This window comes from Streptomyces sp. NPDC107581 (assembly GCF_055657175.1).
This window is the reverse complement of the sequence record NZ_JBVKBH010000018.1, coordinates 60,011-79,789: the sequence shown is the minus strand read 5'-3', so window position 1 is coordinate 79,789 and position 19,779 is coordinate 60,011. Positions and strand designations below refer to the sequence as shown.

Below are 19,779 nucleotides of genomic sequence, written 5' to 3'. Positions count from 1 at the left end.
CTCGCCCTGCCCCGGTGCGGCGCCGGACCGCGGCCTCGGTCCGGCATCCGTCCTCCACAGACTGCCTCGCGCCGTTGTCGTACGCGAGCCGTACTCTGGGGCCCATGCAGAGCCCGGCGGACCGGCGCGACCGGCACGAGTACCCCGCCCACTGGGAGGCGGACGTGGTGCTGCGCGACGGGGGCACCGCGCGCATCCGGCCCATCACCGTTGATGACGCCGACCGCCTGGTCAGCTTCTACGAGCAGGTCTCGGACGAGTCGAAGTACTACCGCTTCTTCGCGCCCTACCCGCGCCTGTCCGCCAAGGACGTCCGCCGCTTCACGCACCACGACTTCGTGGACCGGGTGGGACTCGCGGCCACCATCGGCGGCGAGTTCATCGCCACCGTACGCTACGACCGCATCGGCGCCGACGGCATGCCCGCGCCCGCGCCCGCCGACGAGGCCGAGGTCGCCTTCCTGGTGCAGGACGCCCACCAGGGCCGCGGGGTCGCCTCCGCCCTCCTGGAGCACATCGCGGCCGTCGCCCGTGAGCGCGGCATCCGGCGCTTCGCCGCCGAGGTGCTGCCCGCCAACTCCAAGATGATCAAGGTGTTCACGGACGCCGGTTACACCCAGAAGCGCAGCTTCGAGGACGGCGTCGTACGCCTGGAGTTCGGCCTCGAACCCACCGACCGCTCCCTCGCCGTGCAGCGCGCCCGGGAGCAGCGCGCAGAGGCACGGTCCGTACGGCGGCTGCTGGCACCGGGCTCCGTCGCGGTGGTGGGTGTCGGCCGCACACCCGGCGGCGTGGGACGCAGCGTCCTCGGCAACCTCCGCGACGCCGGCTACCCCGGCGGCCTGTACGCCGTGAACCGGGCCTTCCCCGAGGATCTCAAGGAGATCGACGGAGTGCGGGCCCACCGCTCGGTGCGGGACATCGACGGACCGGTGGACCTCGCCGTCGTCGCCGTACCGGCCGAGCACGTGCCCGCGGTGGTCTCCGAGTGCGGCGAGCACGGCGTCCAGGGTCTCGTCGTGCTCTCCTCCGGGTACGCCGAGAGCGGGCCCGAGGGGCGTGAGCGGCAGCGGGCCCTCGTCCGGCACGCGCGCGCGTACGGCATGCGGATCATCGGCCCGAACGCCTTCGGCGTCATCAACACCGCGCCCGACGTCCGTCTGAACGCCTCGCTGGCCCCCGAGATGCCGCGCCCCGGCCGCATAGGGCTGTTCGCGCAGTCCGGGGCCATCGGCATCGCACTGCTGTCCCGGCTGCACCGGCGCGGGGGAGGGGTCACCGGGGTCACCGGCATCTCCACCTTCGTGTCCGCCGGGAACCGGGCCGACGTCTCCGGCAACGACGTCCTGCAGTACTGGTACGACGACCAGGAGACCGACGTCGTCCTCATGTACCTGGAGTCCATCGGCAATCCGCGGAAGTTCACCCGCCTGGCCCGGCGCACGGCCGCGGCGAAGCCCCTGGTGGTGGTGGAGGGGGTCGGCTCGGCGCCGCAGGGCCACGCGGTACGGGCGACACGGCTGCCGCACGCGACCGTCTCCGCCCTGCTGCGGCAGGCCGGGGTGATCCGGGTCGACACGATCACCGAGCTGGTCGACGCGGGCCTGCTGCTCGCCCGGCAGCCGCTGCCCGCGGGGCCCCGCGTGGCGATCCTCGGGAACTCGGAGTCGCTGGGCGTACTGACGTACGACCGGTGCCTCGCGGAAGGACTGCGGCCGTCGCGTCCGCTGGACCTGACGACGGGAGCGACCGCGGGGGACTTCCACCGGGCGCTGGCGCGGGCGCTGGCGGACGAGACGTGTGATGCGGTGGTCGTCACGGCGATTCCGGCGATCGGGGAAGGGGCACCGGGGGACGCGGAGCTGGCGGAGGCGCTGAGGTCGGCCGCGGCGGGGGTGCCCGGGAAGCCGGTCCTCGTGGTGCATGTGGAGCTCGGGGGGCTGGCGGAGGCCCTGTCGGCGGCGGCCAGTACGTCACCACAGGCTCTTTCGAAGGCACCCGGCGCCGAGGACGGCAACCCTCTTCCCCTGCTCCCGGCCCCACCCGGGCGGCAGGGCCCCCGTCCCCCCGCGGAACACCTGCCCCCCGGGGAACACCCCCCCACCGCGGGAGCGTCTCCGCAGGGCCTTCCGCCGGAAGGAACCCGCCTCATCCCCGCCTACCCGGCCGCCGAGCGTGCCGTGCGGGCGCTCGCCGAAGCGGTGAAGTACGGACAGTGGCGGCGCGAGGCCGCGGACCCGGGCAAGGTGCCGGAGTACGACGACATCGACGAGAAGGGGGCCGCCCAGCTGATCGCCGGGCTGCTGGAGCGCGGCCAGGGGTTCACGATCGGGCAGGCGGAGACCTGCGAGCTGCTCGGGAAGTACGGCATCCAGGTGCGCAGGGCACTGCCCGCACCCGCCCCGGACGCCGCCGCCGAAGCCGCCCGCTCCCTCGGCTATCCCGTGGCCCTCAAGGCGACCGCCCCCCACCTGCGCCACCGCGCCGACCTGGGCGGCGTACGGCTCGACCTCGCGGACGAGGAACAACTGCGCCGCACCTACGCCGAGTTGACCGGACTGTTCGGGGAGCCCGAGGAGCTGCGGCCGGTGGTGCAGTCGATGGCGCCCCGGGGAGTGGACACCGTCGTCCGCGCGGTGATCGACCCGGCCGCCGGGGCCGTGCTGTCCTTCGGCCTGGCCGGGGCCGCCTCGCAGCTGCTCGGGGACATGGCGCACCGGCTGGTGCCGGTCACCGACCGGGAGGCGGGCGCGCTGGTGCGGTCCATCCGGACGGCACCCCTGCTGTTCGGGTGGCGCGGCTCGACGCCGGTGGACACGCCCGCGCTGGAAGAGCTGCTGCTACGGGTGTCCCGGCTCGTGGACGACCACCCCGAGGTCGTGGCCGTCACCCTGGAGCCGGTCGTCGTCGCCCAGCAGGGCGTGAGCGTCCTCGGCGCCACCGTGCGGCTCGCGCCGCCGCCCGCCCGCGACGACCTCGGCCCGCGCACGCTGCCGGTCTACTGAGCGGGGTGGGGGGCACATGGAGATCGCCGGGCGGGCACTGCCCGAGGGCAGCTGGTGGGACTGGGAGGTGATCGTCTGGGACGCCGGGCAGCTGCGGCTCGCCACCGGACCCGACCTCACGTACCACCACGGCCTGGAGCTCGTCTTCGTCGCCCCGGCCTTCGTGTCCTGCCCGCCCGCCTTCCAGGACCCCGTCTTCCGCCCGCCCACGACTGCGGAGACGGCGCGTCTCGCGCGGACGCTCGGCGAATCACCGCCCCTCGTGGTCGCGTTCGAAGCGGACGCCGGCGGCCGCGAACCGGTCTCCTGTCTGGTCGCCGCCGAGCGGCTGGACATCCTGCCGGGGTTCGTCCCGCGGCGGCCGCACGCCGGTGCCGAAGCCGCTCTCGGTACGCGCGACTGGCCCGGACCTCCCTTGCCCACGGATTAAGATGGACGCCATGGCCAAGACCAGTACGACGACCCAGGGGCTGCGCGCGGCGATCGAGCGCAGCGGCTACTACCCGGCCCTCGTGGCCGAGGCGGTGGAGGCCGCTGTGGGCGGCGAGCCCATGCGGTCGTACCTGGTCCACCAGGAGACCACGTTCGACCAGAACGAGGTGCGCCGGCATGTGACCGTCCTGGTCCTCACCGGCAACCGCTTCATCGTCAGCCACACCGACGAGCAGGCCGCCGACAGCACCTCCCCGACCCCGTACGCCACGACGTCCACCGAGTCCGTGAAGCTCGGCCGGATCTCGTCGGTCGTGGTCAGCAGGGTGGTCGCGAACCCGGAGCAGTACACGCCGGGCACCCTGCCCCGCGAGGTCGTACTGACGATCGGCTGGGGCGCGGTCAGCCGTATCGACCTGGAGCCCGCCGCCTGCGGCGACCCCAACTGTGAGGCGGACCACGGCTACACGGGCAGCTCCACGGCGGACGACCTCAGCCTGCGCGTCAGCGAGGCCGGGGACGGCCCGGAGACGGTGCGCCAGGCGCTCGCCTTCGCGCAGGCCATCTCCGAGGCGACCGCGGACATCACGCGCTGATGTCCCAGCTCTCCTCCTGGGACCACCCGGAACCGCTGGCCCTGGACTCCGCGCCGCTGCCCGAGTACGGCACCGGCTCGCTCGCCGACCTGCTGCCCACCCTGGCCGCCGGCCTCGGCGTCCCCGGCATGACCGCCACGATCACGGAGCTGACGCCGGCCGACCGCGTCTGCGTCTTCCTGATCGACGGGCTGGGCTGGGAGCAGCTCAGGGCACACCCCGACGAGGCGCCCTTCCTGTGCTCGCTGCTCGCAAGCTCGCGCGGCGGCACCGGACGCCCGCTCACCGCCGGCTACCCGGCGACGACCGCGACCTCCCTCGCCTCGGTCGGCACCGGTCTGCCGCCGGGCGCCCACGGCCTGCCCGGCTACACCGTCCGCAACCCGGCCACCGGCGCGCTGATGAACCAGCTCCGCTGGCAGCCGTACACCGAGCCGCGCCCCTGGCAGCCGTACCCCACGGTCTTCCAGCTGGCCCACAAGGCCGGCGTACATGCCGCCCAGGTGTCCTCGCCCGCCTTCGAGCACACCCCGCTCACCAAGGTCGCGCTCAGCGGCGGCACCTTCCACGGACGGCTGACCGGCGAGGACCGCATGGACCTCGCCGCCCGGCAACTGGCCGCGGGGGACCGCTCCCTGGTGTACACGTACTACGCCGAGCTGGACGGCGCGGGCCACCGCTACGGCGTCGCCTCCGACACCTGGCGCGGACAGCTGATGTACGTCGACCGGCTCGCCCAGCGCCTCGCCGAGCAGCTCCCGCCGCGCAGCGCGCTGTACGTCACCGCCGACCACGGCATGGTCGACGTCCCGTTCGACGAGCAGCACCGCATCGACTTCGACGAGGACTGGGAGCTGCGCGCCGGCGTCGCCCTGCTCGGCGGGGAGGGACGGGCGCGGCACGTGTACGCGGTGCCGGGCGCCGAGTACGACGTACTGACCGTCTGGCGCGAGGTGCTCGGCGAGCAGTTCTGGGTGGCCTCGCGGGACGAGGCGATCGCGGCGGGCTGGTTCGGGCCGCCGGGCGCGTTCGACGAACGCGTGTACGCACGCATCGGTGACGTGGTCGCGGCCGCGCACGACGACGTCCTGGTCATCGCCTCCGAGCGGGAGCCCAAGGAGTCGGCGCTGGTCGGCAACCACGGTTCGATGACCCCTGCCGAGCAGCTGGTCCCGCTGCTCGAAGTACGCTCCTGACGCCCCTGCCCCCACCCCCTTGCCGAAAGGTGCTCAACTCCTCATGCCCGAGCTGGTGTTCTTCTCCGGAACGATGGACTGCGGGAAGTCGACGCTGGCGCTGCAGATCGAGCACAACCGCTCCGCGCGCGGTCTGGCCGGCGTGATCTTCACCCGGGACGACCGGGCGGGCGAGGGCAAGCTGTCCTCCCGGCTGGGCCTGGTCACCGACGCGGTGGAGGTCGAGGACGGCCAGGACCTCTACGCGTACCTGGTGGAACAGCTCTCCCAGGGCGGGCGCGCGGACTATGTGATCGCGGACGAGGCGCAGTTCCTCGCGCCCGGGCAGATCGACCAGCTCGCGCGCGTGGTGGACGACCTCGGTCTGGATGTCTACGCCTTCGGGATCACCACCGACTTCCGTTCCAAGCTCTTTCCGGGCTCCCAGCGGCTGGTCGAGCTGGCCGACCGCATCGAGGTGCTCCAGGTCGAGGCGCTGTGCTGGTGCGGCGCCCGCGCCACGCACAACGCCCGCACGATAGGCGGCGAGATGGTGGTGGAGGGCGCCCAGGTGGTCGTCGGCGACGTCAACCAGTCCGCGGGCGAGGTCGGCTACGAGGTGCTGTGCCGCCGCCACCACCGGCGCCGGATGACCGCCGCGTCGGCCCGCGCGGCGGCCCTGTCCCCGGACGTCCTGCCGGTGTCCACGGCCTGAAGGCCGCCCGTGCGCGGCTCAGCGCGGGTTCTGGATCACCGAGAAGACCGCACCCTCCGGATCCGCCACCGTGCCGACCCGGCCGTGCTCGCTGTCGTGGGCCTGCCGGAGTACCCGGCCGCCCAGGTCGGGGACCTGCCGTAGCGTCCGGTCGACGTCCGCGACCTCGAAATACGTCAGCCAGTGCGGCCCACGGTCCCGGGGCAGCCCGTGGCCGATGCCGTGGACACCGGCCACCGGGCGGCCCCCGACGTCCAGGGTCACGTAGTCGAATCCGGCGGAGAGCACGGGCTCCTCGCCGTATCCGAACACGGTCTCGTAGAACTTGGTGACGCTCTCGGTCTCGAAGGTGAGCAGCTCGTTCCAGGCCGGTGTGCCGGGCACGCCGCTGATCGTCGTGCCGAGGTGGGCCACCCCCTGCCAGATCCCGAACACCGCTCCGGAGGGATCGGAGGCGATGGCCAGCCGCCCGGCCTCGGCGGCGTCCAGCGGTCCGACGGCCACCGTGCCGCCGCACAGCCGTACGGTGTCGGCTGTCCGGTCGACGTCGTCGGAGGCGAAGTAGGGCGTCCAGGCGACCGGCAGCCGGCGGTCCGGCGGCAGCTGGCCGATGCCCGCCACCTCGTGCCCGTCCAGGAGCGCCCGCACATAGGGGCCGAGCTGCTGCGGACCCGGCCGGAACTCCCAGCCGAACAGCGCCTCGTAGAACTTCTCGGTCGCGCCCAGCTCGTGCACCATCAGGCTCACCCAGCTGGGCGTGCCGGGCACGCGCCGTGCGTGTGGACCGGCCGACTCCCGTGCCTCGGTCATCGATCACTCTCTCCCCGGCCCCTCACGGTGGCCGTGTCGCTTCCGCTCCCCGGAGGCTGTGCCGCTGGTGCGTGCACGCCTGTGCCGGTACCCGCATCCTCCGGTGTGCCGCATGCCGTGCCGCGCCGTTGCCTGGGCGGTACCCCCGGGAGGATGTCCGGTCTGCCGTCTTACGCGGCTTCCTGACGATGGACGACGGGTGTCCGTCAGCCGTACAGCGTGTGCCCGATCCCGTACGCCTCGTGATCAACCCTGTACGGCGGAGCAGAGTAGCCGGACCTGGACGCCGCGGCCACCCCTGGCGTAAGGATGGACGTCATGACAGCCATCATCACCGCAACAGAACTGGCCCAGGACCTGACCGCGCAGCGCCCGCCCGTCCTGCTGGACGTCCGCTGGCAGCTGAGCATGGCGAAGGCGGCGGGCGCCCCGGCCTTCGACGGCCGGGCCGAGCACGCGGCGGGGCACATCCCCGGTGCGGTCTTCGTCGACCTGGACCGGGAGCTGGCCTCGGCCCCCGGGGAGCGTGGCCGGCACCCGCTGCCGGACGTCGCGGAGTTCGGCGCGGCCATGCGCCGCGCGGGCGTGTCGGCCGCCCGGCCGGTCGTCGTCTACGACGGCGGGCAGGGCTGGGCGGCCGCGCGCGCCTGGTGGCTGCTGCGCTGGACGGGTCACCCGGACGTGCGGGTCCTCGACGGCGGATTGCCCGCCTGGGAGGGCCCGCTGTCGACGGACGTCCAGGCTCCGGCCGAGGGCGACTTCGAACCGGCGCCGGGCGCGGCCGGGTTGCTCGACGCGGACGGTGCGGCCGCCCTGGCCCGCGCGGGCGTGCTGCTGGACGCGCGCGCGGGGGAGCGGTACCGCGGCGAGGTGGAGCCGATCGACCGGGTGGGCGGGCACATCCCGGGCGCGGTGTCGGCGCCGACGAACGAGAACGTGGGTCCGGACGGCCGCTTCCTGCCTTCGGCGGAACTGCGGGACCGCTTCAAGGCCCTGGGTGTCTCCGATGACGCGGAGGTCGGTGTGTACTGCGGTTCGGGCGTCTCGGGCGCGCACGAGGTGCTGGCCCTGGCGGTCGCGGGCATCCCGTCGGCCCTCTACGTCGGCTCCTGGTCGGAGTGGTCCTCGGACCCGTCCCGTCCGGTCGCGGTGGGCGCTGATCCGCAGTAGGCAGCCGGAAACGGAAAGTGGGGGCACGTACGCGTGCCCCCACTTCATACGGACGTACGGCCGGTTTACTCCTGTTTCTTGCGCCGGGTGCCGAACACGATCTCGTCCCAGCTCGGCACGGCGGCCCGGCGGCCGGGGCGGACACCGTCGGCCTCGGCCTGGCGGTCGGTCGCGCCGATGAGACGGTCGCGGTGGCTGCCGACCGAACGGGGCATCAGGACGTCCGCGTAGGCCGAGCCGGCCGAGGCGGCGGGCGCCGGGGGCTCCTCCGTCCCGGGTTCGTCGGCGGGCTCCTCCACGGTCTCCGACGGCCGTTCCGGGACCACCAGGTCGCCCCGGAAGCTCGGCACCGCCTCCAGGAGGCTGGTGAGCGAGTCGCGTTCGCCGGTGCTCTCCTCGGCGGGCTCGGAGGGCTGCGCCGGCAGGCTCGGCCGTTCCCGGTCGCCCCGGTCGAGGGCACGGTCCATCGAACGGTCGCGCGGCAGCCGGGCGATGCGCGGGACGAACGGGAAACTCGGCTCCGGCACCGCGAGGTCGTCGGACTCGCCGATGAGCGAGCGCGCCTCCTCGTCGACCGCCTGGACGAGCCGCCGGGGCGGGTCGTAGGTCCAGCTCGCCGAGTGCGGTTCGCCCGCGACCCGGTAGACGAGGAGGACCTCCCAGGTGCCGTCGTCGCGGCGCCAGGAGTCCCACTGCACGGTGTCCTTCTCGGCGCCGCGCAGCAGCAGCCGCTCCTGGACGGCCTCGCCGAGCAGCGGGCCGGAGTTCTCGCCGGGCCTGCGGACCGGGGTCTTGCGGGCCCGCTCGGCCATGAAGGCACGCTCGGCCAGCACGGGGCCCTCGAAGCGCCGCACCCGGTCCACGGGGATACCGGCGAGCTGGGCGACCTCTTCCGCGGTGGCACCAGCACGTATACGGGCCTGGATGTCGCGGGGGCGGAGATGGCTCTCCACCTCGATCTCGATCTGGCCGAGGCGGGGCCGGTCGCCGCGCACGGCGGCACGCAGCCGCTCGTCGATCGGAAGCGTGTACTCCGTGGAGTCGGCAGCTTTCAGCACCAGCCGTGTGCCGTCATTCGAGACGGCCACGACACGCAGTTCGGGCATGGGGACCTCCCGGGTGGTGCCTGCCGACGTCACGTGCGTCGCTGCTTCCGCTAGTCGAGTGTGGCCTGCCCGGGTGCAGCCTGCCACAACCTTGCCGAGTTGCCCGGCGTGTCGGGCACGGGCCCTGGGTCGCCGTTATGGCACGGTTACCTATTCGCAACGCTAAGTGACCAACACCGTCACCCTGTGCAACTAGCCCCCCTCCCGGCGGTCCTGCAAGGCCGCGGACACCCTGGTGGGAGACCGGACCCAGGGCTCGCAACAGTACTCCATTTGGGCCACGTGCGTGGATCGGCGCGCCGCCCAAGTTCTGGCAAGGCGTGCAACTCGGCCGTCCGTCAACGGGTTTCGGTGATCACGAACGTGGTGAACTTCACGCAATCCCCAGAAACGGAACTAATGGTTTCGTTCGCACGTCCCTTTCTCGTGCGGGCGGTCGACCGATATCGCTCAAGTACGGGAAAGGGAGGCAAGTTCCGGGTATGCGTGAATCGCCCGACGCGGGTCGCAGGAGGATCGACCTGAACGTCCCCCAGGTCGCGGGAGGTGCCCTGGCGGCGGTCGTGGCGGCCAAACTGGCCTCGTACTTCGGGGTGTACGGCACGATCCTCGGGGCCGGCGTCGTCAGTATCGTCGCCACCTGTGGAGGCAGCCTCTTCCAGCACTTCTTCCGGCGCACCGGGGAGCAGCTCCGGGAGGCCACGGTCGTCGGCCGGCCGAAGGAGCAGGAGTCCGGGGAGCCGCAGCCGAGCCGGCAGGAGCCGAAGGGGCTGGAGTCGAAGGGGTGGGAGCCGAAGGGGCTGGAGTCCGGAGGGCAAGTGCCTGCGGCTCCGGGTCAGTTCACTGCCGGGACCGTCTACCGCGCGCGCGTGAAGAGCTGGAAGCGGCCCTTCCTCGCGGCCGGCCTCGTCTTCGGCGTCACCATGGCCGGCATCACGACGTACGAGCTGGTGTCGGGCAACAGCTTCAGCGGTGGCAGCGGGACGACGGTCAGCGACGCGGTCACCGGCCGGGGCTCGGCACCGTCGAAATCCGGTGAGGACAAGCCCTCTTGGTCCCCTTCGGACCTGCCCGCGAGCGGCGGCGCCCCGTCCGGCGACGGCGGCGCCTCGCACCCGTCGACGCCCACGCCGGGTGACTCCACCGATGACCCGGGTGACTCGACGGGCGATTCCCCGGGCGGGTCGACGGGCGATTCCCCGGGCGGGTCCCAGGGCGGGGGAGCGAGCGGTGGCTCGGCCACCCCGGCCCCCACGCCCAGCGGGTCCGCGGCGACGCCTACGCCCCCAGAACCCTCCGCAAGTAGTCGTTCTGGAACAGCCGTTCCGGGTCAAGGCGGTCCCGCAGCGCCGTGAACTCCTCGAAGCGCGGGTAGACCTCCGCGAAGTACTCCGCGTCCCGGGTGTGCACCTTGCCCCAGTGCGGCCGGCCCTCGTGCGCGGTGAAGATGCGCTCGGCGGCGGTGAAGTAGGCCTGGTAGGGCGTTCCGCGGAACATGTGGACGGCCACGTACGCGCTGTCCCGGCCGGAGGCGGTGGACAGGGTGATGTCGTCGGCCGGGGCCGTGCGCACCTCGACCGGGAAGCTGATGCGCAGCCCGGAGCGCTCGACCATGGCCTTCAGCTCACGCAGCGTCTCCACCAGGGCCGCGCGCGGGACGGCGTACTCCATCTCCACGAAGCGCACCCGGCGCGGCGAGGTGAAGACCTTGTAAGGGATGTCCGTGTACGTCCGCGCGGACAGCGCCTTGCTGGAGATCCGGGCGATGGCCGGAACGCTCGCGGGCGCCGCGCGGCCGACCCACTGGGCCACCTGGAAGACGCCGTTGGAGAGGAACTCGTCCTCGAACCAGCCCGCCAGCTGCCCCACCGGCTGCTCGGGCCCCGCGCTGCGGTTGTTGCGCTTGGTGTTGGTGTTGCCGGTGTGCGGGAACCAGTAGAACTCGAAGTGCTCGTTCTCGGCCCACAGTTGATCGAACTCGGCCGTCACCCGTTCGAAGGGCATCGGCTCCTCGCGCGCGGTGAGCAGGAAGAGCGGCTCCACGGCGAAGGTGATCGCGGTGACGATGCCGAGGGCGCCGAGGCCTGTGCGGGCGGCCGCGAAGACCTCCGGATTCTCCTTCTCCGAACAGGTGAGCACCGAGCCGTCCGCCGTCACCAGTTCGAGCCCCCTGATCTGGGTGGCCATGGAGGCGGAGTCCCGGCCGGTGCCGTGCGTGCCGGTGCTCGTGGCACCGGAGACGGTCTGCTCCATGATGTCGCCCATATTGGTGAGCGAGAGACCCTCGCGCGCCAGGGCCGCATTGAGTCGCTTGAGCGGGGTGCCCGCCTCGACCGTGACGGTCATGGCCGTCCGGTCGATGTTGCGGATCCCCGTCAACAGTTGAGGGCGGATCAATACACCGTCGGTGGCGGCGATCGAGGTGAAGGAGTGCCCGGTCCCGACCGCCTTCACCTTCAGGCCGTCCTCGGCGGCCCGGCGCACCGCGGCGGCCAGATCCTCCACCGACGCCGGCATGACCTGCCGTGCGGGGCGGGCGGCGACATTGCCGCCCCAGTTACGCCAGGTTCCGTTCTTCGCGCTCGCTGTGGTGCTCAACGGTGCCTCCCCGACCCGCGGCCGGCCTGCGGAGCCGGCGGTACCCGAGGAAACCGACCGCGACCGCGACGGCTCCGGACACGGCCGGAACCCCGTACCCGGCGCGCGCCCCGGCTGCGTCGATCACCCAGCCGGCCGCGGAGGAGCCGAGCGCGACCCCGACCGCGAGGCCGGTGCTCACCCAGGTCATGCCCTCGGTGAGCTTCGCGCGAGGTACGTGCTCTTCGATGAGGGACATCGTCGTGATCATCGTCGGTGCGATGGACAGCCCCGCAACGAACAGCGCCACGGCCAGAAGCGGCAGGTTTCCGACCAGTAGGAGGGGGATCATACTCACGGCCATCGCCGTCACGCCCAGCAGCCAGCGACGTTCCGGTGCCCCGGCGAACCGCAGCAGCCCGAAGACCACGCCCGCGACACAGGATCCCGCCGCGTACAGCGCCAGCACCACGCTCGCGGCTCCCTTGTGGCCGCGCTCGTCGGCGAAGGCGACGGTGACCACGTCGACCGAGCCGAAGATCGCCCCCGTGGCCACGAAGGTGGCCACCAGCACCTGGAGTCCGGCCGAGCGCAGTGCGCTGCCGCCGTCGTGCCGCTCGCGCGGGTGCGGCTCCGGCTCGGTGGCGCGCTGGGCGGTCAGCCAGAAGACACCGGCGGCCAGGAAGCAGGCGGCCAGCAGGGGGCCCGCCTCGGGGAACCAGGCCGTGGACAGGCCGATGGAGATGATCGGTCCGAAGATGAAACACACCTCGTCGACCACCGACTCGAACGAGTAGGCGGTGTGGAGCTTGGGCGTGCCCCGGTACAGGGCCGCCCAGCGGGCCCGGATCATCGCGCCCAGGCTCGGCACCGAGCCGATGCCGGCCGCACAGACGAACAGCACCCAGTCGGGCCACCGCAGATGCGCGGCTAGCAGCAGCCCGGTGGCGGCCAGGAGCGCCACCAGGGTCGCGGGGCGCAGCACCCGGCTCTGGCCGTGCTGATCCACGAGCCGGGATATCTGCGGTCCGATCGCGGCGGCGGCCAGCGCGATGGTGGCCGACAGCGCGCCCGCGAGGCCGTAGCGCCCGGTGAGCTGGGAGACCATCGTGACCACGCCGATGCCCATCATCGACAGCGGCATCCGGCCGAGAAAACCGGCGGCGGAGAAGCCCTTGGTGCCGGGCTCGGCGAACAGGCTGCGGTAGGGGCTGGTCACGTGGTCTCCGGGGCGGGTCGTAAGGCGCGAAGGCTGCCGATACAGCTTACGAGTTAGGTGACCCTAATTGCATCGGGAAGCGCAGCGGGAAATACCGGACTAAACCCACTGGAACTCGACTCTTCACCCCGCTGTTGCCCCGCTGTCGGAGCCGGGTGGCAGGATCGAGTCATGCCAGACGCGCTCGATGCCACCCCGTACGACGCCCTGCTCCTGCTCTCCTTCGGCGGCCCCGAAGGCCCGGACGACGTGGTCCCGTTCCTGGAGAATGTCACGCGCGGGCGCGGCATTCCCAAGGAACGCCTCAAGGAAGTCGGGCAGCACTACTTCCGGTTCGGCGGGGTCAGCCCCATCAACGACCAGAACCGTGCCCTGCTGGACGCCCTGCGCAAGGATTTCGCCGAGCACGGCCTGGACCTGCCGGTCTACTGGGGGAACCGCAACTGGGCGCCGTACCTGACGGACACCCTGCGCGGGATGGCTGCCGACGGCCGCCGCCGCATCCTGGTCCTCGCCACCAGCGCCTACGCCTCCTACTCGGGCTGCCGCCAGTACCGCGAGAACCTCGCCGACGCGCTGGCCACCCTCCAGCAGGAGGGCGTCGCACCCCCGAAGGTCGACAAGCTGCGGCACTACTTCAACCACCCCGGCTTCGTCGAGCCCATGATCGACGGCGTGCTGCGCTCCCTCGCCGACCTGCCCGAGGACGTCCGCGGCGGCGCCCACATCGCGTTCACCACCCACTCCGTCCCGGACGCCGCCGCCGACACCTCCGGCCCCGTCGAGGCCCACGGTGAGGGCGGTGCGTACGTCGAACAGCACCTGGACGTGGCCCAGATGATCGCCGAGGCCGTCCGGGAGCGCACCGGCGTCGACCACCCGTGGCGGCTGGTCTACCAGTCCCGCTCCGGCGCCCCGCACATCCCGTGGCTGGAGCCGGACATCTGCGACCACCTCGAGCAGTTGCACGACGCGGGTGCCCCCGCCGTCGTCATGGCGCCCATCGGCTTCGTCTCCGACCACATGGAGGTCCTCTACGACCTCGACACGGAGGCGACCGCCAAGGCCGGGGAGCTGGGGCTGCCGGTGCGCCGCTCGGCCACCGTCGGCGCCGATGCGCGCTTCACCGCCGCGATCCGTGAGCTGATCCTGGAACGGGCCGCCGTGGAGCGCGGCCAGGAGGTCACACCGTGCGCCCTGGGCGCGCTCGGCCCGAGCCACGACCTCTGCCCGGTCGGCTGCTGCCCGGCCCGTTCCCCCCGCCCGGCCGCCGCGGGCGCCGACAGCCCCTACGCGTGAGGAGACCCGTGACCGACACCCTGCACAGGGAACTGCTCGACCTGGCCCAGGAGGCGGCGCGCCGTGCCGGTGAGCTGCTGCGGGACGGCCGTCCGGCCGACCTGGCGGTGGCCAGGACCAAGTCGAGCCCGATCGACGTCGTCACCGAGATGGACATCGCGGCGGAGAAGCTGATCACCGATCTGATCTCCGGCCACCGCCCCGCCGACGGCTTCCTCGGCGAGGAGGGCGCCGACACCGAGGGCACCAGCGGCATCCGCTGGGTGATCGACCCGCTCGACGGCACGGTGAACTACCTGTACGGCCTGCCGACCTGGGCCGTGTCCATCGCGGCCGAGCACGACGGCGAGAGTGTCGTCGGGGTGGTCGCGGCCCCGATGCGCGGCGAGACATACCACGCGGTACGCGGCGGCGGCGCCTGGGCGACCGGCGCGTGGGAGGGCGAACGCGCGCTCGCCTGCCGTCCCGCGCCCCCGCTGGAGCAGGCGCTGGTCTCCACCGGCTTCAACTATGTCGCCGAGGTCCGCGCCCACCAGGCCGAGGTGGCCGGGCGGCTCGTGCCGCTGCTGCGCGACATCCGGCGCAGCGGCTCGGCGGCGGTCGACCTGTGCGACGTGGCCTGCGGCCGGCTCGACGGGTACTACGAGCGCGGCCTGAACGCCTGGGACTTCGGCGCGGGCGACCTGATCGCCCGGGAGGCGGGCGCCCTGACCGGCGGACGGCCCGGAGAGCGGCCGTCACGCGATCTGACGGTCGCCGCTTCCCCCGGGGTCTTCGAGCCCCTCCAGCAGCTGCTGGAGGGCTTCGGGGCCTGGCACGACTGAGCGGAGCCGAGCCGCCGGACGGCAGCCCTGCAGGCGGGGGCCGCCATACGGCAGCTTTGCAGGCAGGGGCCAGCGAGCGGCAGCTTCGCAAGCGGGGGTCACCGGACGGCAGCTTCGCAGGCGGGAGCCGCCGGCCGGAGGCTCCGGACGCGGGCGGAAAAAACAGGACCCCGGCGCTGGATTCGCCGGGGTCTTGTCCTGTGCTGCGGGTTGATCGGATCAGACGCGTGACGCGCCGACCTCCACACCGTGTTCGGCAGCGAGACGGCGCAGGTCGTCGAGCTCGGCCTGCTCCACCTCGACGAGGAAGTCGTCGCCCTCGTCACGAGCCCGCGACAGGTCGGACTCGGTCGCCCTTATGCGCTGCAGAAGTCCTGCGGTGAATGCGTCCATGCTGCGCCCCCTCGTCCTGGGTCGTGGGTCGGTGGCACGGGGGTGTGCCGGTTCGGGAGGGGCGATCACGTCTCCTGCGGGTGCCCAGCGCTGCCCTGCCGGGCGGCGACGGTGCCGGACACCCACGTCCGCTCTGCAGAAGCGGAACGAGTAGTACCGCATGGTGTTGCGGCACATGCAGAGCGTGATCGCGGGGTGTAAAGCCGTCCTCCCCCCGCTCCCTTCCGCGGAAACCTAACCGGAAGAGAAAATCTCGCATTCCCGCTCCAGTGCCCGGATCCCTGCGGCCAGGACCCCGCCTTACAGCCGACTTATGGCCGAAAAGGGCAGGATGGAGGTCACCATCCCACGGACACTCCTGCCCGCACGCGCTCACTGCGCGCTACGCGGGTGGACACAGGAAGGACAAGCGACGTGCGCGTACTCGTCGTCGAGGACGAGCAGCTGCTCGCCGATGCGGTGGCCACCGGACTGCGCCGGGAGGCCATGGCCGTCGACGTCGTGTACGACGGTGCGGCCGCCCTGGAGCGCATCGGCGTCAACGACTACGACGTGGTCGTCCTCGACCGCGACCTCCCGCTCGTGCACGGTGACGACGTCTGCCGCAAGATCGTGGAGCTGGGCATGCCCACGCGCGTGCTCATGCTCACCGCGTCCGGTGACGTCAGCGACCGCGTCGAGGGGCTGGAGATCGGCGCCGACGACTATCTGCCCAAGCCCTTCGCGTTCAGCGAGCTGATCGCCCGCGTGCGTGCGCTCGGCCGCCGTACCAGCGTGCCCCTGCCGCCGGTCCTGGAGCGCGCCGGCATCAAGCTCGACCCCAACCGCCGCGAGGTCTTCCGCGACGGCAAGGAGATCCAGCTCGCGCCCAAGGAGTTCGCGGTGCTGGAGGTGCTGATGCGCAGCGAGGGCGCGGTCGTCTCCGCCGAGCAGCTGCTGGAGAAGGCCTGGGACGAGAACACCGACCCGTTCACCAACGTGGTGCGGGTGACGGTCATGACGCTGCGCCGCAAGCTCGGCGAGCCGCCCGTCATCGTCACCGTGCCCGGCTCCGGCTACCGGATCTGATCGCCATGGCCGCGACACCCGTGCCGCCCCAGGCGCCCCCGAAGCCCACCTGGGACCCCCGCAGGCCACAGCCTCCCTTCCCGTGGCTGCGCCCGACCATCCGGATACGGCTCACGCTGCTGTACGGCGGCATGTTCCTGATCGCCGGCATCCTGCTGCTGTCGATCATCTACCTGCTCGCCGCGCAGGCGATCAGCACCGGCAACCAGCCGCTGTTCAAGATCGTCAGCGGCTCGCAGATCCGGGTCTCCAGCGACAACTGCCCCGCGATCACCGCGATCAACTCCAGCACGCTGCCGCTGTCGGACTTCAACGACGCGATCGCCCACTGCGTGGACCAGCAGCGTCAGACGGCCCTGGACGACCTGCTCAGCCGCTCGCTGCTGGCACTGCTGGGCCTCGCCGTGATCGCCTTCGCGTTCGGTTACGCGATGGCGGGCCGGGTGCTGTCCCCGCTGGGCCGGATCACCCGCACCGCCCGCCAGGTCGCCGGCTCGGACCTGTCCCGCCGGATCGAGCTGGACGGGCCGGACGACGAGCTGAAGGAGCTGGCGGACACCTTCGACGACATGCTGGAGCGCCTCCAGCGGGCCTTCACGGCCCAGCAGCGCTTCGTCGGCAACGCCTCCCACGAGTTGCGCACCCCGCTCGCGATCAACCGCACGCTCCTGGAAGTGCACCTGTCCGACCCGAACGCGCCGGTGGAGCTGCAGCAGCTAGGCAGGACGCTGCTGGCCACCAACGAGCGCAGCGAGCAGCTGGTGGAGGGCCTGCTGCTGCTCGCCCGCAGCGACAACCAGATCGTCGAGCGCAAACCCGTAGACCTGGCCGAGGTGGCCACCCAGGCCATCGACCAGGTGCACGGCGAGGCCGAGGCCAAGGGCGTCAAGATCCGCGGTGAGCGCAAGCCCGCGGTGGTGCAGGGCAACGGCGTGCTGCTGGAGCGGATCGCGCTGAACCTCGTCCAGAACGCGGTGCGCTACAACGTGCCCGAGGGCGGCTGGGTCGAGGTCGCCACGGAGGTCGAGCACCACCAGGCGGTGCTCACGGTGTCGAACACCGGGCCGGTCGTGCCGGCGTACGAGATCGACAATCTCTTCGAGCCCTTCAGGCGGCTGCGTACGGAGCGCACCGGCAGCGACAAGGGCGTGGGCCTCGGCCTGTCCATCGTCCGCTCCGTGGCCCGTGCGCACGGCGGGCACATCGCGGCGCAGCCCCGAGAGGGCGGGGGCCTGGTGATGCGCGTCACCCTGCCGCTGTGACGAGGGTCCGACACGCACAGAGGATGTTCGCTTCGCGCGGAATTTTCTGACCGCCCTTTGCGGTTGTTCCTGTGTGATCAATCACATGGGCGGATTTCCAGCCATGTACTCTCCGTGATCATGACAGGAGTCGTAAAGCCGGGAAAATCCTGGTTTTCAGGGCTCTTGATCACGGGAAGTACACGGTGAGGCGCCTTTGAGGTGCGACATTGGAACCGTGTACGGTCCTCACCGCCATCCAAGCCGATCACTCTTGAGGAGTCGGGTTGGGTGTCGATTGAGTAACAGACCTTGATGTGAGGCAAAATCTCCGCCTCAGGTCGGGCACAAGTCCGGCCTCTCACGCGTTACGTGCGCTGGAGACACCGCAGACACCCAGAGGGGGAGAGCGACATGGCAACCGATTACGACACTCCACGCAAGACCGACGATGACGTCGACTCGGACAGCCTGGAAGAGCTGAAGGCTCGCCGGAACGACAAGTCCACCTCGGCGGTGGACGTCGACGAGTTCGAGGCCGCAGAGGGCCTCGAGCTTCCGGGCGCCGACCTCTCGAACGAGGAGCTGGCCGTCCGTGTGCTGCCGAAGCAGCAGGACGAGTTCACCTGCATGAGCTGCTTCCTGGTCCATCACCGCAGCCAGCTGGCCCGCGAGAAGAACGGCCAGCCGATCTGCCGCGACTGCGACTGAGGACGGGTCGGCCGTGACTGGCTCGACCCCTCCACGGAAGCGCCGCTTTCCCCTGCCGGGAGCGGACAAAGGGCCGTCCAGCGGCCCGTACGGCGCGCGTGACGACGGGCGGGGCTCACCGGATCCGGGAGCCTCGCTCGAGTCGGCGTCCGGCCCGGGCGGGCCGGTGACGCCGACGGAACAGGCCGCGCCCGTCGCACGGCGACGGGCCGCGGTGATCCGTGACAAGGCCCGGCAACTGGCCCGGGAAGGCGCCCGTAGGGGCGGCAGCCGCGCTCGGGCGGGGCTGGCGTACCTCGCGGACCGGATCATCGAGATCGCCCCGCGTATCCCCGTACGTGACCTCGCGACGCTGCGCAGGCAGTTCCCGGGCCTCGGACCCGAGGAACTCGCCGACAAGCTCGTGGCGGGCGCGGCCGGCGCGACCTCCACGGTCGGGGCCGGGGTCGGGGCGGCGGCGATGCTGCCGGTGCCGCCGGCCATGCCGACGGAGCTGGCAGCGGAGATCACCGGAGTCGCGGCGATCGAGCTGAAGCTCATCGCCGAGCTGCACGAGGTCTACGGCGTGCGGCCACCGGGCAACGTGAAAGCCCGCAGCACCGCGTATCTGTCCTCCTGGTCGGGGGAGCGCGGGATCGACGTGATGAAGCCGTCGACGATCAACACGGCCCTCGGCGGCCAGATGAAACGCGAGCTGCGCCAGCAGATCATGAAGCGCATGGTCCGGGACCTGCCCAACCTCATGCCGTTCATGGTGGGCGCGGCGGTGGGAGCGGTCATGAACCGCCGCGACACGAAGAGACTCGCCGCACGGATCCGCGCGGACCTGCGGAAGATCCAGGTGCCGTGGGACGCGCTGCCGCAGCTGCCGCCCCTGGAGAAGCCGGCGGACGCGCTGACGATCGCCGAGCTTCCCGAGGAGCGTTGGGACTGAGCTCCGCCGAAGTCCCCGGGGAGAAGCGTTCTACGCCTGCTCGGCCTTGGCCGCCTCGATGGCGGCCGCCAGTCGTTCCGGCTCGCGGGTCGACAGGTACAGGTACGGCGTCGGGTCCTGCGGGTCGGTGACCTCGACGCGCAGGGCCATGGGGATGTACGAGCGCAGCAGCAGGAAGGCGCGGGTGTCGGCCTTGTACGTGCGCCAGGCCCGGGCCTCCTCCGGGTCCAGGATCTCGGACGTGCCGAGCGCCGACACCGGGATCTTCGCCTCGCCGGCGATCAGGGAGTCGCCGACCACGCGGATGCGCAGGGAGCCGTAGGAGCTCGCGACCACCGCGGCCGCGGCCGTGCCGCCCACCAGGCCGCCGAGCAGCGGCAGGGTGCCGAAGGGGAGCAGGATCAGGGCGAACGAGACACCCACGAGAAAGCTGATCAGCCACCACGAGCGGGGGGCGGTGAGGCGTTCTTCGTAGGGGGTGGCGGAGAGCTGCATGAGGCCAAG

19 protein-coding genes are annotated in these 19,779 nt (G+C 72.0%); 13 read left to right on the top strand and 6 right to left on the bottom strand.

Annotated features, from left to right (window positions below; all coding sequences use genetic code 11):
- The first annotated feature begins 104 nt into the window (after window positions 1–104).
- The 5 genes from ACZ7P3_RS35285 to ACZ7P3_RS35265 are packed head-to-tail and all read left to right on the top strand — an operon-like array spanning window position 105 to window position 5,923.
- Window positions 105–3,005, top strand: a complete 2,901-nt coding sequence (locus tag ACZ7P3_RS35285) for a bifunctional acetate--CoA ligase family protein/GNAT family N-acetyltransferase (RefSeq protein ID WP_472087969.1) — start codon at window positions 105–107, stop codon at window positions 3,003–3,005.
- A 16-nt stretch (window positions 3,006–3,021) separates the two neighbouring features.
- Window positions 3,022–3,435: a hypothetical protein gene (locus ACZ7P3_RS35280; RefSeq protein WP_472087967.1), complete on the top strand. Its 414-nt coding sequence runs from the start codon at window positions 3,022–3,024 to the stop codon at window positions 3,433–3,435.
- Between the two features lies 1 nt (window position 3,436).
- On the top strand, window positions 3,437–4,033 hold the full coding sequence (locus ACZ7P3_RS35275; protein WP_472087965.1) for a DUF5998 family protein: 597 nt from the start codon (window positions 3,437–3,439) through the stop codon (window positions 4,031–4,033).
- Entirely contained in the window at window positions 4,033–5,229 is a 1,197-nt protein-coding gene (locus tag ACZ7P3_RS35270; protein ID WP_472087964.1) for an alkaline phosphatase family protein, read from the top strand. The genes ACZ7P3_RS35275 and ACZ7P3_RS35270 overlap by 1 nt, the downstream gene beginning before the upstream one ends.
- A 43-nt stretch (window positions 5,230–5,272) precedes the next feature.
- Window positions 5,273–5,923: a thymidine kinase gene (locus ACZ7P3_RS35265; RefSeq protein WP_472087963.1), complete on the top strand. Its 651-nt coding sequence runs from the start codon at window positions 5,273–5,275 to the stop codon at window positions 5,921–5,923.
- A gap of 18 nt (window positions 5,924–5,941) precedes the next feature.
- Here the strand turns inward: ACZ7P3_RS35265 and ACZ7P3_RS35260 are convergent, their stop codons facing one another.
- Entirely contained in the window at window positions 5,942–6,733 is a 792-nt protein-coding gene (locus tag ACZ7P3_RS35260) for a VOC family protein (protein WP_472087962.1), read from the bottom strand.
- Between the two features lie 318 nt (window positions 6,734–7,051).
- On the opposite strand from ACZ7P3_RS35260, the gene ACZ7P3_RS35255 reads away from it, so the two are divergent.
- Window positions 7,052–7,903, top strand: a complete 852-nt coding sequence (locus ACZ7P3_RS35255) for a sulfurtransferase (RefSeq protein ID WP_472087960.1) — start codon at window positions 7,052–7,054, stop codon at window positions 7,901–7,903.
- Between the two features lie 65 nt (window positions 7,904–7,968).
- On the opposite strand, the gene sepH is transcribed toward ACZ7P3_RS35255, so the two are convergent.
- On the bottom strand, window positions 7,969–9,009 hold the full coding sequence (gene sepH, locus ACZ7P3_RS35250; protein ID WP_472087958.1) for a septation protein SepH: 1,041 nt from the start codon (window positions 9,007–9,009) through the stop codon (window positions 7,969–7,971).
- Between the two features lie 482 nt (window positions 9,010–9,491).
- Here sepH and ACZ7P3_RS35245 point away from each other — a divergent pair, with 482 nt between their 5' ends.
- Window positions 9,492–10,364, top strand: coding sequence for a hypothetical protein (locus ACZ7P3_RS35245; protein WP_472087956.1), 873 nt, complete (start codon window positions 9,492–9,494; stop codon window positions 10,362–10,364).
- Here ACZ7P3_RS35245 and ACZ7P3_RS35240 read toward each other — a convergent pair.
- Window positions 10,288–11,607, bottom strand: coding sequence for a D-arabinono-1,4-lactone oxidase (locus tag ACZ7P3_RS35240; RefSeq protein WP_472087954.1), 1,320 nt, complete (start codon window positions 11,605–11,607; stop codon window positions 10,288–10,290). The genes ACZ7P3_RS35245 and ACZ7P3_RS35240 overlap by 77 nt on opposite strands.
- Entirely contained in the window at window positions 11,567–12,805 is a 1,239-nt protein-coding gene (locus ACZ7P3_RS35235) for an MFS transporter (protein ID WP_472087953.1), read from the bottom strand. Before ACZ7P3_RS35235 ends, ACZ7P3_RS35240 begins: the two co-directional genes overlap by 41 nt.
- Before the next feature lie 171 nt (window positions 12,806–12,976).
- Here ACZ7P3_RS35235 and ACZ7P3_RS35230 point away from each other — a divergent pair, with 171 nt between their 5' ends.
- Window positions 12,977–14,104, top strand: coding sequence for a ferrochelatase (locus ACZ7P3_RS35230; protein WP_472087951.1), 1,128 nt, complete (start codon window positions 12,977–12,979; stop codon window positions 14,102–14,104).
- Between the two features lie 8 nt (window positions 14,105–14,112).
- The gene (locus ACZ7P3_RS35225) at window positions 14,113–14,928 is read left to right on the top strand and encodes an inositol monophosphatase family protein (protein ID WP_472087949.1); all 816 of its coding nucleotides are present in this window, start codon (window positions 14,113–14,115) and stop codon (window positions 14,926–14,928) included.
- Between the two features lie 219 nt (window positions 14,929–15,147).
- On the opposite strand, the gene ACZ7P3_RS35220 is transcribed toward ACZ7P3_RS35225, so the two are convergent.
- On the bottom strand, window positions 15,148–15,321 hold the full coding sequence (locus tag ACZ7P3_RS35220; RefSeq protein WP_023546087.1) for a hypothetical protein: 174 nt from the start codon (window positions 15,319–15,321) through the stop codon (window positions 15,148–15,150).
- 414 nt (window positions 15,322–15,735) lie between these two features.
- Between ACZ7P3_RS35220 and ACZ7P3_RS35215 the strand changes: the two genes are divergently transcribed.
- The 4 genes from ACZ7P3_RS35215 to ACZ7P3_RS35200 all read left to right on the top strand — a co-directional run bounded on the left by ACZ7P3_RS35215 (window position 15,736) and on the right by ACZ7P3_RS35200 (window position 19,275).
- Window positions 15,736–16,389, top strand: a complete 654-nt coding sequence (locus ACZ7P3_RS35215) for a response regulator transcription factor (protein ID WP_031165802.1) — start codon at window positions 15,736–15,738, stop codon at window positions 16,387–16,389.
- Between the two features lie 5 nt (window positions 16,390–16,394).
- Window positions 16,395–17,651, top strand: coding sequence for a sensor histidine kinase (locus ACZ7P3_RS35210; RefSeq protein WP_472087947.1), 1,257 nt, complete (start codon window positions 16,395–16,397; stop codon window positions 17,649–17,651).
- Window positions 17,652–18,044: 393 nt separating this feature from the next.
- Window positions 18,045–18,341 carry a DUF4193 domain-containing protein gene (locus tag ACZ7P3_RS35205; protein WP_005481602.1) on the top strand — a complete coding sequence of 99 codons (297 nt, stop codon included), beginning with the start codon at window positions 18,045–18,047 and terminating at the stop codon, window positions 18,339–18,341.
- 13 nt (window positions 18,342–18,354) lie between these two features.
- Window positions 18,355–19,275: a hypothetical protein gene (locus tag ACZ7P3_RS35200; RefSeq protein WP_472087945.1), complete on the top strand. Its 921-nt coding sequence runs from the start codon at window positions 18,355–18,357 to the stop codon at window positions 19,273–19,275.
- 30 nt (window positions 19,276–19,305) lie between these two features.
- Here ACZ7P3_RS35200 and ACZ7P3_RS35195 read toward each other — a convergent pair whose 3' ends face one another.
- Window positions 19,306–19,770, bottom strand: a complete 465-nt coding sequence (locus ACZ7P3_RS35195; RefSeq protein ID WP_472087943.1) for a DUF3093 domain-containing protein — start codon at window positions 19,768–19,770, stop codon at window positions 19,306–19,308.
- Between the last annotated feature and the right edge of the window lie 9 nt (window positions 19,771–19,779).

Coding starts and splice junctions, on each gene's coding strand:
- ACZ7P3_RS35285 (WP_472087969.1), top strand. CDS start 105: ATGCAGAGCCCGGCGGACCGGCGCGACCGGCACGAGTACCCCGCCCAC.
- ACZ7P3_RS35280 (WP_472087967.1), top strand. CDS start 3,022: ATGGAGATCGCCGGGCGGGCACTGCCCGAGGGCAGCTGGTGGGACTGG.
- ACZ7P3_RS35275 (WP_472087965.1), top strand. CDS start 3,437: ATGGACGCCATGGCCAAGACCAGTACGACGACCCAGGGGCTGCGCGCG.
- ACZ7P3_RS35270 (WP_472087964.1), top strand. CDS start 4,033: ATGTCCCAGCTCTCCTCCTGGGACCACCCGGAACCGCTGGCCCTGGAC.
- ACZ7P3_RS35265 (WP_472087963.1), top strand. CDS start 5,273: ATGCCCGAGCTGGTGTTCTTCTCCGGAACGATGGACTGCGGGAAGTCG.
- ACZ7P3_RS35260 (WP_472087962.1), bottom strand. CDS start 6,733: ATGACCGAGGCACGGGAGTCGGCCGGTCCACACGCACGGCGCGTGCCC.
- ACZ7P3_RS35255 (WP_472087960.1), top strand. CDS start 7,052: ATGACAGCCATCATCACCGCAACAGAACTGGCCCAGGACCTGACCGCG.
- sepH (WP_472087958.1), bottom strand. CDS start 9,009: ATGCCCGAACTGCGTGTCGTGGCCGTCTCGAATGACGGCACACGGCTG.
- ACZ7P3_RS35245 (WP_472087956.1), top strand. CDS start 9,492: ATGCGTGAATCGCCCGACGCGGGTCGCAGGAGGATCGACCTGAACGTC.
- ACZ7P3_RS35230 (WP_472087951.1), top strand. CDS start 12,977: ATGCCAGACGCGCTCGATGCCACCCCGTACGACGCCCTGCTCCTGCTC.
- ACZ7P3_RS35220 (WP_023546087.1), bottom strand. CDS start 15,321: ATGGACGCATTCACCGCAGGACTTCTGCAGCGCATAAGGGCGACCGAG.
- ACZ7P3_RS35210 (WP_472087947.1), top strand. CDS start 16,395: ATGGCCGCGACACCCGTGCCGCCCCAGGCGCCCCCGAAGCCCACCTGG.
- ACZ7P3_RS35205 (WP_005481602.1), top strand. CDS start 18,045: ATGGCAACCGATTACGACACTCCACGCAAGACCGACGATGACGTCGAC.
- ACZ7P3_RS35195 (WP_472087943.1), bottom strand. CDS start 19,770: ATGCAGCTCTCCGCCACCCCCTACGAAGAACGCCTCACCGCCCCCCGC.